The organism is Brevibacterium sp. Lmc1 (genome assembly GCF_057654315.1).
Genome location: NZ_CM172803.1, coordinates 3,245,032 through 3,257,963, shown reverse-complemented (window position 1 = coordinate 3,257,963; position 12,932 = coordinate 3,245,032). Strand labels below are relative to the sequence as shown.

Below are 12,932 nucleotides of genomic sequence, written 5' to 3'. Positions count from 1 at the left end.
GTGCGCGTTACGGTATGGGATGTTCGCCTTTGGGAAGTGGCAAGTCGAGCAGCAGATTGTTGATCGCCAGCACCTGGGAATAGATGGTCTTGGGGGCCACATCGGGGTGCTTCATGATCTGAGGGTTGTCGGAATTGAAGATCGTCAGTTGGCTCCTGAGCGGCTCGATGATCTTCGACGTGTAGTCGTATTGAGGAGACCTCGACGAGGTCACGATCACTGATTCTGCAGTTTCAGTCGGCGGGCTGGTAACTGACTGCTCAACGAGTTTCGCGAACACCTGTTGCTTTGTTTGAGGGAAGACGCCGCCAGTTGTGAAGTGATAGTCATTTTCGTTCTCGATGTACCAGGAGTCAGAGAGAATGGGGTCGACGGCGACGAACTTCAAGTTTCCGGTCAGTCCATGGAACAAAGCCCCTGTTCCGCCCTTCGACGCACCGAACAGGACGACATTCCGCGAATCGATTCCATGGCGGTCGATCGTCGACCTGATCAGGTTTTGGATCCTCGTGCTGTTGTCGGGAAGGAAACTCGTATTCAGATAGAACGCGCCTTTGACTCCGCCGACGTCTGCAATCCGCAGGATTGCTGTATTCCGTGGAACATACTTCATCAGAGTGGCGAACGACGGACGGAAATACCGGATCAGACGGGGCTTCGAATTGATCGGCGACATGATGACGACGAGGCGCTCAATTTCTCCCGAAGCGGGAGCCTCGAACTGGTGGACGATTCCGTCCTCGGATGCTTCGAAGATGCCGTCTTTCACTGCGGGCCAATGATGAACAATGCGATCGTGTCTGACGAAGCGGCTCTCATCAGTTGTGTTGTAGTAAAGGGAATAGCCGAGATTCGTGAGGGCCAGCAATAGGTGCTTGGCGGTTGTGCTCTTGAGCGACAACTTCATCATGTCGATATCCGGCTGTTCGGCCGACGAGGTGTCGACTCGAAAGTAGCGTGGCAATCCGTTGTTGTCCGCGACCATTGAATCGATGTCATTGGCCTGAGTCTTGAGCGTCAGCCATAGGATGTTGTTCTTCACAACGGTCCTCTCAGATCGTTCGAGGTGTCACCGGCGTGCATGCTCGGCCAGCTTCTTCCAAAAGTGCGATGCTCCAGGGAACATCACCAGTTCATCGAACTGTGAATCCCCGAACACCCGACGGTATTCGCGCTCATACATGTCGGACAGGAGGTTATCCGCAGGTTCGACTGGATCCTTTGGCCGTCGAAACACCGATTTCAAACGCTGCCACGGCGTTGCGCTCGCCTGAGCATCTGGAGCGCCTTTCGACGTGTCAACCGGATTCCGAGCATCTCGCTCTGCCGTTGTCATAGCCATCTCATAGTCGTTCCGTGCAACGATCGACACCGTGAGACCCAAATCTCTGATCTGTTCCATAGCGGCCTCAATGGACTTCGCCGAATGAGCGACGAACAGTGTCACTTCCTTGTCGCCGGCTTCTGCCGCAATCCGCACCGACTCGAGGAAGTCCCTGGTCTTCTTTCCTTTATCGAGACGCCCGCCCCAAAAGATGATGCTCGGGCGCTGGCGGGTTTCAACAAGCCTGATGTCAGCGCTGTCTCCCTGAAAGAACCATCTGATTGTTCGATCGGAGGCATGCCCATCGTCGTAAGGGCCGAATTTCGCCTGCGCCCGTCGGTATTTCTCATCGGGAGTGTATGACCGAGCTGTCAGGTCGCTGACTGTCGCAATCAACTCGTCGCTTGTTGTGACGATCGGTCCGGGGAGCTCACTCTTGTCGAGTAGGAGTCCGCGCTCTTCCGCGTATGCGTCGTAGTCATACAGGTAATGGACGATAGGTTTGTTCGTGGCCAAGAAGTCGAAGAAGATGCTTGAGTAGTCGGAGATGAGCAGGTCCGTGACAGCAAGCAACTCGTTGGTGACAATGCTGGGCGGCGGCACGATGATATTCCCATAGTCGACGTCCTTGATGTGTCGGAGCATGATGTGGTGGGCTTGGAAGACCACGTTCGCGTCGAGCTTGGTCAGGCTGTCGATGTCCTTTTCGAGCTGGTCCGCATCGAATCGAGCTGTGCCCTTGTTTCCACGCCAAGTCGGTGCGTACAGGACTGTCTTCCTGTCGGGGTCGAGTCCCAGCTCCTCCTTGATGCGGCTTGCCCGATCCTGGTGCATATTCAGCATCAGGTCTTGTCTCGGATATCCGACTTCAGCCAGAGATCCTGAGAAGACCCCGCGCAGAGAGAACCGCGACAGCTCGGTCTCGGTCATGAACGGGCAGGGAGTGAGAACATGAGTGGCCTGAAGCAGGTTGTAGACACTTCCCGCAGCACCTAGAGGCGAATCCTCGGTTCGGCCCAAGGCCTTATATGCAATCCCATGCCACGTGTTGAGGTACTTCTGATCGGTTTTCCTCACAAAATGATCTGGCAGCAGGGAATTGCCGATGATGTGTCCGGCCAACGCAAGGAAGTACATGTGAGCGTCAGTATTTCGTGTGACGAAGGTGACTCGTGGCTCATCTTTGAGCTCGTCTGGCACCAGATCCTGAGATCGGACTGACCACACGTGGTGATGGTCGCGAAATGCGGGGTCGTCGAAGATGCGAGCAAAGAGAGCGTACGGTGAGTCCATCATTCGGGCGCCCGACATGCTCTCGTAGAAGATCACTTTGGCGTTCGTCGGGACGGCTTCGTTGTATTCGGCTTGTCGAGTTTTCAACTCTTCTGCGTCACGCAGCTTCTTCTTCCAGAACTCGTCGCCGGTTGTTCGACGATGGCGTAGGAGGCCCTTCGGCGCTTCTCGGGTGTTGCGGCCTGGCACGTCTGGACTCTCCGATCGATTGTTGTTGAGCTGACGGGTGCTTTGCGAAAAACCCTGACCTGGGGGTTCACTGCAGCGGTTGCGCAGGTAGGCCATGTTTTCATGTCGTTGCCGATGCCAGTCCCGTCCGCCGTTAGAATACCCAATGACGAAGAATTCACTACATATTTGATCGCTTTCGGCCCGGCGTTCATTTTCTGGTCATTGAAGCTGATTTGGAGCACTGTGCACTTAGGACCTCAGGCAAAGCAAGTTCTGTTGAAGACACTGCCGTCGGCGCTGTCGGCCTATCTTCGCCGGGAGCGCGTCCAGTGGGCGAAGCAGCTTCGACAGAACAGACAATCGCTTTCGTCCGCGGTGAAGTCACGGGCGTTCGTCAAAACTCTGTCGACACCGGTGCGCAAGAAGACGATTGTGTGGGAGTCGTTCTCGGGAAACGGTGCACTCTGCAACCCCGAAGCACTCTTCCGACAGATGATCGAAGATCCCCAATACCGACAGTTCCGTCATACCTGGGTCCTGTCTGCCAAAGCCTGGGAATCGCCATTTCGCGTAGAGTTCGCCGATCACCCGCGAGTGGACTTCGTCAAGTACAGATCCACGAGTTATTTCGACAAGCTGGAAAGCAGTCAGTACCTATTCAACAACGCCACCTTTCCGGCTGAGTTCATCAAGCGGCCAGACCAGACCTATGTCAACCTGTGGCACGGCACTCCGCTCAAGAAGATGGGCTATGACATCGAGAACGGGGCCGACGGCGCTAGAAACGTCCTGCGCAACTTCATGTCAGCCGACTATCTGGTCTCCCAGAATTCCTTCATGACGAATGAGATGTATCTGGGCGCGTACAAGCTGGCGAATGTCTTCGACGGCGCGATCATCGAAGAGGGCTATCCGCGAACCGACTCGATGTTCGCGTCCAATGCCGGCAGTCTGGCCAGGAAGGCACTTCGCGGACGCGGCATCGAGACGGACGGAAAGAAGGTCCTCCTCTATGCGCCGACCTGGCGCGGTGAGTCGTTCTACAAGCCGAATGCGGACGCCAATCGACTGAAAGCCACGGTTCGGGCACTTCGTGAGCGTCCTGAACTCAAGAACTGGGTAGTTCTCCTCAAAGCTCACCAAGTCATCTTCGATCAGCTGATCGACGATCCGGAATTTTCGGACTTCCTGATCCCCAATGATGTGCCCGCAAATGAAGCGCTGGCCATGTCTGACATTCTGCTGACGGACTATTCGAGCATCTTCATCGACTATCTGGCGACAGGTCGGCCGATCGCGTTCCACATTCCGGATTCCGACAGCTATTCGAGTGATCGCGGAATGTATCTCGACTCGACAGAGCTCCCCGGCCCCACGTCTCGGACAGATCAGCAGCTGGTGGAGAACATCGTCGCTATGGCCGAAGCTGGGCAACTCGCATCGGCGTTTCCGCTGGAGTGCGATCGCTATTCCAAACTGGCGTCGCAGCTCACAGACAAGGACGACGGCAAGGCCGGATCTCGCATTCTCGATGTCATATTCGGAGAGAACGAGGCCAAATACAATGTCAGACGTGGATTCAGCGACGGCCGTAAGAAGCTGGTCATCTACCTCGGAGGAATGATCACCAATGGGATCACCTCCTCCGCCCTGAACCTGCTTCACAGCATCGACAGCGATGAATACGACGTCACGGCATTCTTCTATCGTTCCGGGCAACGCGACCGGAAAGAGAACGCTGCAATGATTCCTGGGCACGTACGACAAGTGATCAGAGATGGAAGCATTCTTCAACTGCCGCTGTTGGGCAGCATGAACGACTTGGAAAATTCGAGTTTCGAAGAGCTTCCCGAGACCGACAACGCCGAAACTATCTGGGATTGGGAATGGCGACGGATCTTCGGGCATGCTCAGTTTGACGCGGCCGTCGATTTCAGCGGTTACTCCTCTTACTGGACTCGAATAGTTGCTCATGCGACCGCGCCGCGGAAGGTGATTTGGCTTCACAACGATCTGGTCGCCGATGCCGAGCGCGAGGTCAACGGCGTGCGGCCCCACTTTCGGAACTTGACTGGAGTGTTCAAGCTCTATCGAGATTTCGACGCGCTGGTCTCTGTCTCGCCTGACTTGGACAAGATCAACCAGAGGAGTCTCGGCAGGTACGTCCGCGGTCAGAAGTTCACCAGCGCACGCAACACCATCAACGTTGACCGAATTCGTTCCGGCACTGGTGGATCTATGGCGAGCAACGACGCCGGAGGAGACACTTCACTTCAGAATCTGGGCGACGCAGTCAAAGCGCTCGGGCAGTTCTATTCATATGACGAGATCATCACTGAGGCTTCCAGACAGCGCAGTCTCTCGAGTTTCGTGGGCGACAACGGCGGGTCTACTTTCGTCACCGTGGGCAGACTTTCGCCAGAGAAGAACCACGCAAGACTGATCAGAGCATTTGCGCAGATCGCCGTGGACGAGCCCGACGCGAAGCTGGTGATCATCGGCGAGGGCCCGTTGCAGAACGAGTTGAAGCAGCTGTCCGTATCCTTGGGTGTCGCCGGTCAGGTGCAGTTCACTGGTCGACTGCGAAACCCGTATTCAGTGATGTCCGCCTGCGATTGCTTTGTGATGTCGAGTGACTATGAAGGTCAGCCGATTGTCATCCTTGAAGCCAGAGTGCTGGGGCTGCCGATTGTCACGACCCGATTCGGCTCCGTCGAGAGTGCTATGGAGGACAGCGGAGGACTCATCGTCGACACGGACGAGGACGCACTCGCCGAGGGGTTGAGGAAGTTCCTCGACGGGCAGATCCGCGCTCGTGCATTCGACGGGGACGACTACAACCGAACGGTCATGAAAGAGTTCGTCGACGTGGTCTTCGGAACTGACGAAGATACGGTTGCAAAAGCGACGTCGGCGGCCCGGCCGGTCACATCCACTTCTTGACTCGGAAGACGATATAGAGGACGACGCCCAATCCGAACATGAGTCCCAGGGCCATCGGATATCCGAACGCCCAATGGAGTTCGGGCATATCGTCGAAGTTCATGCCATAGATCGCTCCGACGAGGGTGGGGGCGAAGAGGATCGCTGCCCAGCCGGAGATCTTCTTCATGTCCTCGTTCTGCCGCTGCGCGACGAGGGTGGAATTGACGTTGAGGATCTGCGACAGGGCTTCTCTCAGTTCGCCCGCTTCGGCGAGAACTCGCGTGAGGTGGTCGGTGACATCATCGAGGTAGGCGCGAAGGTCGTCGGGAATCGCATACTTGGCTGCCCCGTTCCCCAGCGCCTGCGTCAGCCGATTGAGGTGGGTGGAGTTGTGAAGGACATCGATCACCTCCTGGCTGAGGAGATAGATGCGTTCGGCCGCGGCAGTGTCTCCGCTGAAGACCTGTCTCTCGATCCCGTCTTTGTCGTCTTGCAATCCGTCGAGAACAGGGAAGTACCCATCGACCGCGGTGTCGAGCAGGCGGTAGATGAGTGCTTCTGGTCCGAGCGCGAGCAGTTCGCGGTCTTTCGTCCAGCTGCGCTTCTCGTTGGCGAAGTACTCCTGGATTCCACCTGTGTCCGACGGAATCGGGGTGCCATCGATGAAGCGGTCCCCTTGGCAGATGATGACGAGCGCATCGCCCTTCATAAGAAGATGGAATTCGTTGAACTCCACCTCTTCTTTGGCATCGATGTAGACCGCAGACTTGAGTACGACGAAGAGCACATCACCGTATCGCTCGACTTTGGCCCGCTGGTCAGCGTGAAAGAGATCGTCGACGAGGACCGGATGCAGGTCCCAGGCTGAAGCAAGTTCTGCGAGGAGTTCGGGAGTCGACCAAGGAATGATCACTTGAGTGGTCGACTCTGTCACGTTCGATTCAGAGCTATCGGCAGTAGACGCGGTCAGGACATCGTGAAATGTATGTGCGGTGTGCAGGTCTCGAGGTTCGCTGCTGACGATCCTGCGGCTGAATAGTGCCGTAGCCCGAGGTATGGACTCTTCGGAGCCGGGAGTCGCTCGTTTTCGCAATGACGGACGATCGAACCGTTGACGGCTTTCAGGCGGCATGTGCTCCCTTTCGCAGAATCTCACCCAAAACTAGCCGATTGGTGCTGGATGAGTCGATTGAAGTTCGCACAATGGTTCACCAGGAACGGAGGCTGAGTTCAGGTCGAACACAGATAGGCATGCACAATAGTCTCCATGACCTTCCTACCGGCAGAACTGCCGCATACCGCAGTCCGTGGTGCCTCTTTTGCGCAGTCAGTGGCCAAGCTCGCGGCGCAGCGATTGCGTGAACGTGTCCGTGAATCACGGCTATCCGACGATTTCAACCCCCAGGACGACGACGAATTCGTCGTGGCCGCGTACTTCGCTGGGGATCTCAGTTCGGTCTATCAGCTCGAGCAGTGGCTGTGGCCCTTCGAACAGCTCGAATCCCGTCTGCAGGAACTCGGCTACAGTGATCGTCCGTTCGGCATCATCGTCCGAAATTCGCTCGTCGCCAAACACCTGAAAGGTGTCACCTCTTTTCCCGTCCGCTTCTCGCGTCTGACAAAGGGACTGGACGAGTTCATGCAGTCGTCGACTCTGCGTGCGGTGTTCTATGTCAATCAGGGAACGAGCAATTTTCAGGCCCTGCGTTACCCTGAGCCGGCTCACGTACACCTCAGCCACGGCGAGAGCGAGAAGATCTCGATGATCTCCAACCAGCTCAAAGGTTACGACTACGTCTTCACCGCCGGCCAAGCCGCCAGAGAGCGGATCGCACAGACGCTCTACGGCATGGGTGATGAGCGGATGTTCGACGTCGGACGGCCCCAATTGGATCGACCGCGATCAGTCCCTCCCGAGTGGAAAGAGTTCGTGGCGAAGAATCCAGATGGCAAAGCCGTGTTCTACGCGCCGACGTGGGAAGGAGACTCTCCGTCGATGGCGTATGGAACCATCGCCTATAACGGAGTGGAGATCGTCAATTCGCTTCTGGAAGCCGGTTACCGAGTGATCTTCCGACCGCATCCTCGCACCGGAGTGATGCGCCACGAGTTCGAAAAAGCTGTAGAAGATGTGGCGGAGATAGTCGAGTCCGATCCTCGAGGCTTCCTCGACGAGAGCCCAGATGTGTCGTGGCAGTTGGATGAAGCCGACGTGGCCGTTGTCGAGATGACTTCGGTGGCTTTCGACTGGCTCGCGTCCGGAAAGCCCTTGGTGATGGTCAAGCCTCATGAGCCAGACGCAGAAGTGCTCGAGGGCGGTCTGCTCGATCGATGCCCAGCAGTCGATCCGAAAACCAGTGACGACGTCGTCGACCTCATAGATGCCGCCGTAGCCAGTAGCGGCCTGGCCGCTGAATTGGCCCAATTGTATTTGGGCGACACTGCGGCAGGCGAGCAGACAGAACGGTTCATCCGGTCGAGCGAGCGAGTGATCAGAAACCGGTCGGAAGAACGTCGCCTGAAGCACGCTGAGTGAGCCGTGTGACATTTTCTTAACTTGAAGTAACAGAATGATAAACTAACGCGGAACTAATTCTGCGGCTCACGAGGTGAGCTTTGACCTCTGGACGGAATCAGCAATGAAACGAGTCATCACGTACGGAACTTTCGACCTGCTCCATTATGGGCACATTCGACTGCTCCAGCGATGCAAAGAGCAGGGCGATTACCTGGTCGTTGCCTTGTCGAGCGACGAGTTCAACGCTGGCAAGGGCAAGAAGTCGTACTTCTCCTACGAAGAGCGCAAGCATATGCTCGAAGCCATTCGCTATGTCGATCTCGTCATTCCTGAAGACAATTGGGAGCAGAAGTCGACCGACGTGGAGAAGTATCACATCGACACCTTTGTCATGGGTGACGATTGGGAAGGTAAGTTCGACTTCCTCAAGGACAAGTGCGAAGTTGTCTATCTGGAACGCACTCCCGAGATCTCGACCACGCGAATCAAGAGCGAGCTGGGCAAGTCCTGACTGTAACGGCGCGAACTTCGCGCTATCGTTGCTGGACATCATCGATGGATCTGAGAGGAACGGACGTGCCCGAAAAGTCTTCGGCGAAACATCCGACACTGTCGGAGCTTCGGGCGAAAGCACAGCCGATAGAGGTCCGCAGTCGCAAGAACGCGGAGCACTGGTCGGCGCAGCTCTACCTCCGCCATATCTCGATCTACTTCACGATGCTGCTCGTGCGCACAAGGATCAGCGCAAATGGCGTCACCGGCCTGATGATCTTGGCCGGCTGGTGCATCGCCTTCAGCCTTCTGATTCCGGGTATCTGGGGAGCGGTCCTTGCTGTCTTCTTCTCCCAAGTTCAGATGTACATTGACTGCTGTGACGGTGAGGTCGCCCGATGGCGCGGAACCAGCGGCGCCAAAGGTGTGTTTCTGGACAAGGTCGGCCACTATACGACCGAAGGCCTGGTGGCGGTTGCGCTCGGAATCCGAGCGGTGGGGGAGTGGAACAATCTCATCGACGACCCCGCCGGTTCCTACCCGCTCCTGCTTGCCGGAACGGTTCTGGCGGGACTGGTGCTTCTCAACAAAGCCCTCAACGACATGGTTCACGTCTCTCGTGCATTCAACGGACTCGATAAGCTCGCGGATTCGAAGGAAGCCACAGCGCTGAACCCCGGAGTTGTTGCCACTCTCAAACGAATCGCTCGGTTCGTGCCTTTCCACCGCATATTCCACTCGGTAGAGATGTCATTGATGGCACTGGCGGCGAGTATCGTCACCGCGATAGCAGTATCGGCAGGAGCTGAGCCTCTATTCGGCGAACGATGGCTCGTCCTCATCATGGCTCCGCTGTGCCTGCTCTCCGTCATCGGCCATTTCATGTCGATCATGGCATCAAGGAGGCTGTCATGAGCGAGTCATCGAGGATCCTCTCCCAGCGCTTCGAAGACAATCGACGTTACACGTTCGGCGTTGTCGTTCTCAGCCAAGGCAAGCGGCTGGACGACCTCAACCGTGGATTCGAGTCGCTGCTGGCGCAGAAGGGCGTCGATCTCGACATCGTCTGCGTAGGAAACGGCTGGGAGCCGGAAGGCATACCGGACCAGGTCAAGAAGCTGGGATTGCCAGAGAACCTCGGAATCCCTGCCGGCCGCAATGCCGGAGTCCCTCACGTCGACGGCGAGTTCCTGTTCTTCCTTGACGATGACGCATGGCTGCCGGACGACACGTCGCTGATGCGCATGGCACAACTGATGCGGACTAAACCGCAGATCGGACTGATCCAGCCGAGGGTTGAGGAGCCCGGTGGGCCAGATGCACCGAAACGGTGGATTCCCAGGCTGAAGAAGGGAAGCGCCGACCATTCATCGAATGTGTTCTCGGTGTGGGAAGGCGCAGTCTGCATGCAGCGTCGAGCCTTCGACGAGTGCGGAGGATGGCCTGCGCCATTCTGGTACGCGCACGAGGGAATCGAACTCGCGTGGAGGGTCTGGGACGCCGGCTACATCGTCTGGTATATGGGTGACCTCGCCGTCGCCCACCCGGTGATCGACCCGAGGCGCCACGACGAATACTTCTACATGAATGCGAGAAACCGAGTTTGGCTGGCGCGGCGTAATCTGCCGTGGCCGTTCAGCTGGGCCTATGTGGGTTCATGGACATTGATGCAGTTCATCAAGTGGGCCAACAAGCCACACCAACTCAAAGCGTGGATGGAAGGATGGCGTGCCGGATGGCGTCTCGACCCGTGGGGTCAGGACGAAGACCGGCAGAAGCTGTCAAGAAGAGGTGTACTTCGAATGTCCCGGCACGGCCGGCCGCCCATCGTGTGACCTCACGCCGCTATGGCGGAGAGGTGCGCGTCGATACAGCAGCAATCAAACTGGAGGAGTCTCCGGGGAGCATGCTGTCTGCCGCGTACCAAAGAAGCGAGTAATGACAGGGACCGCAGTCGGGTCCGAACCAACCGGCTGAGAAACTGAGTGGAGCCGATTGATGCAGTCGACAGCCCCCGTCGCTGAAAACTCCCCACAGAGGTCGAGCGTGCCCGAATCCTCGGGATTCCGTTCCGATATCCAGGGGCTGCGAGCCCTGGCAGTGGGAATCGTTCTGCTCTATCACCTGTGGCCCGATCGGTTCGTCGGCGGGTTCGTCGGTGTCGACGTTTTCTTCGTCATCTCCGGCTTCCTGATCACCAGCCACCTCATCAAGTCCCCGCCACAGAGCTGGGGGGACGTGGCAAAGTTCTGGGCACGACGGGTTCGTCGATTGCTGCCGGCGTCCCTGCTCGTCCTGTTCCTCGTCGGTATCGCAACTTTCCTCGTTGCTCCACAATCGATTTGGGCCGATACCGGGCGCCAGATTCTTTCCGCAGGGCTCTACGTCGTGAATTGGGATTTCGCCATTTCCAGCGTTGACTACCTGGCTGCGGACAACGCCCCGTCGCCCGTTCAGCATTTCTGGTCGCTGTCGGTCGAAGAGCAATTCTATTTCGTCTGGCCGATGATCATCGGCTTGGCTTTCCTCGTAGGGACGAAACTCGGAAGGTCCAAGAAGTTCGTCGGATTCACCGTCCTCGGGATCTTCCTTGCCTCGTTTGTCTTTTCTATCTGGTACACCGCCAACGAACCTGCAATGGCCTATTTCATCACCCCGACCCGGATGTGGGAACTGGCCACCGGCGGCCTCGTCGCCGTCTTCGTGCTCTATGTTCGACCAGAGCGGCTTCCATTCAGTTCAGTGCTCGGGTGGAGCGGTCTCGCCGGTATTGTGGCTGCCACTTTCCTCGTCCGCGCAGACATGCCGTTCCCCGGCTACATCGCGCTGGTCCCTGTGGTGTCGACTGCACTCGTCATCCTCGCCGACTCCCGGGGCAGGGCGTCTGTGCTTCCACTGTTGTCGCTGCGTCCGGTGCGCTTTCTCGGTGACATTTCGTATTCCGTCTACCTCTGGCATTGGCCCCTCATCGTCCTCGTGCCGTACCTCTCGGCCAAGCTCGGACGTTCGGAGAGTCTCGGCGTCCTGGACAATATCGCCATCATCTTGGTCTCGATCATCGCGGCCTGGGCTTCGACAACCTGGGTCGAGAACCGATTCCGCAAGTCGTCGTTCTTCAGCAATTCGAAGAAGACTTTCGCATTCGCGGGACTTGCTATGGCTCTTGTCGCTGCCCTGGGGCTCAGCCAGATGGTCATCGCCAACACCATCGTCGAGCAGAACGAAGACAAACTGCAGGCCCAGTTGGACGATCCCGACTCCTGCCTCGGCGCCGGGATTCTCCTCCCCAGTGCCAAGGACAATTCCAACTGCGAAGACAAGGACTCGCTGCAGATGGAGCCCGCTGCGGCGAAGAAGGACAAGTCAAAAGCCTACGCTGATGGCTGTTGGGCCAGTGCCCCATACGCAAGCAAACCGGAATGCACCTATGGAGACGGGTCGAAACATGTCGCGCTGGTTGGAAATTCACATGCCGGTCATTGGCTGCCGACACTCGAGCGCTTGGCAGATGAACAAGATCTGACGATCACCACTTTCCTCGCCTCGAACTGCAGCATCTCTACCCTGCCTCAGGACCTTTCGACGCCGGACGAAACCAAGGGGTGTCAGGACTACGCCGATTGGGTCTCGAAGAGAACGACCGAAGGAGGATTCGACGCAGTGATCACTTCCGAGCGGCAGTCCACGCCGCTGGAAGGTATGGACTGGGAAGAAACAGAGAAGAAGGCGCCTGAAGGGCATCGTGAGATCCTGCAGCGTTGGGTCGATGCTGATTTGGATGTTGTGGTCATTCGGGATACCCCATACCCAGGCGGGGCAGGTGTCACCGTGCCGGATTGCGTTGCCAAGCATGAAGACGACCTCGAAGAGTGCTCCGGAACTCCGGAATCATGGCACTGGATGGATCCGCTCGCAGCCTCCGCGAAGACCATAGATTCGAAGAAGATGTCGGTCATCTACCCCCAAGACTGGTTCTGCCCCGAGGGGCGCTGCGAGCCTGTCATCGGCGGCGTCATCACCTATTTCGACACCGCCCATATCACCGCGACCTATGCGCAGACCCTTGCCCCGCAATTCGACGCTAGCCTCCGCAAGACGGGCCTCGGCACCTTCGATTGAGACCGCTGCGGTTCAACGAACTGACAGTCAAGTCGTATACCGTGTGCCTGATTGCTCTTGACCACCGACTGCTACGAACGACCGATCACC

General features: G+C 57.3%; 9 protein-coding genes. 6 read left to right on the top strand and 3 right to left on the bottom strand.

Features of this window, described 5'->3' with window-relative positions:
- Positions 1–7: 7 nt before the first annotated feature.
- Both AC239G_RS14515 and AC239G_RS14510 read right to left on the bottom strand, forming a co-directional pair.
- Positions 8–1,042, bottom strand: a complete 1,035-nt coding sequence (locus AC239G_RS14515; RefSeq protein ID WP_487489155.1) for an XcbB/CpsF family capsular polysaccharide biosynthesis protein — start codon at positions 1,040–1,042, stop codon at positions 8–10.
- Positions 1,043–1,069: 27 nt separating this feature from the next.
- Positions 1,070–2,902, bottom strand: a complete 1,833-nt coding sequence (locus AC239G_RS14510; RefSeq protein ID WP_487489154.1) for a CDP-glycerol glycerophosphotransferase family protein — start codon at positions 2,900–2,902, stop codon at positions 1,070–1,072.
- Positions 2,903–2,974: 72 nt separating this feature from the next.
- On the opposite strand from AC239G_RS14510, the gene AC239G_RS14505 reads away from it, so the two are divergent.
- On the top strand, positions 2,975–5,731 hold the full coding sequence (locus AC239G_RS14505; RefSeq protein ID WP_487489153.1) for a CDP-glycerol glycerophosphotransferase family protein: 2,757 nt from the start codon (positions 2,975–2,977) through the stop codon (positions 5,729–5,731).
- On the opposite strand, the gene AC239G_RS14500 is transcribed toward AC239G_RS14505, so the two are convergent.
- Positions 5,715–6,647 carry a magnesium and cobalt transport protein CorA gene (locus AC239G_RS14500; protein ID WP_487489152.1) on the bottom strand — a complete coding sequence of 311 codons (933 nt, stop codon included), beginning with the start codon at positions 6,645–6,647 and terminating at the stop codon, positions 5,715–5,717. The two genes, AC239G_RS14505 and AC239G_RS14500, sit on opposite strands and share 17 nt — an antisense overlap.
- A gap of 396 nt (positions 6,648–7,043) precedes the next feature.
- Between AC239G_RS14500 and AC239G_RS14495 the strand changes: the two genes are divergently transcribed.
- The 5 genes from AC239G_RS14495 to AC239G_RS14475 all read left to right on the top strand — a co-directional run bounded on the left by AC239G_RS14495 (position 7,044) and on the right by AC239G_RS14475 (position 12,842).
- Positions 7,044–8,249, top strand: coding sequence for a CDP-glycerol glycerophosphotransferase family protein (locus AC239G_RS14495; RefSeq protein WP_487489151.1), 1,206 nt, complete (start codon positions 7,044–7,046; stop codon positions 8,247–8,249).
- A 103-nt stretch (positions 8,250–8,352) separates the two neighbouring features.
- On the top strand, positions 8,353–8,742 hold the full coding sequence (tagD, locus tag AC239G_RS14490; protein ID WP_101639558.1) for a glycerol-3-phosphate cytidylyltransferase: 390 nt from the start codon (positions 8,353–8,355) through the stop codon (positions 8,740–8,742).
- Positions 8,743–8,807: 65 nt separating this feature from the next.
- A complete protein-coding gene (locus tag AC239G_RS14485) occupies positions 8,808–9,638 on the top strand; it encodes a CDP-alcohol phosphatidyltransferase family protein (protein ID WP_139908806.1) in 831 nt (276 codons plus the stop codon).
- Complete coding sequence (locus tag AC239G_RS14480; protein WP_039206953.1) at positions 9,635–10,558, top strand: glycosyltransferase family 2 protein; 924 nt, start codon at positions 9,635–9,637, stop codon at positions 10,556–10,558. Before AC239G_RS14485 ends, AC239G_RS14480 begins: the two co-directional genes overlap by 4 nt.
- Before the next feature lie 211 nt (positions 10,559–10,769).
- Positions 10,770–12,842 (top strand): acyltransferase family protein, encoded by a 2,073-nt coding sequence (locus tag AC239G_RS14475; RefSeq protein ID WP_446656971.1) that lies wholly within the window; start codon positions 10,770–10,772, stop codon positions 12,840–12,842.
- Positions 12,843–12,932: the final 90 nt, after the last annotated feature.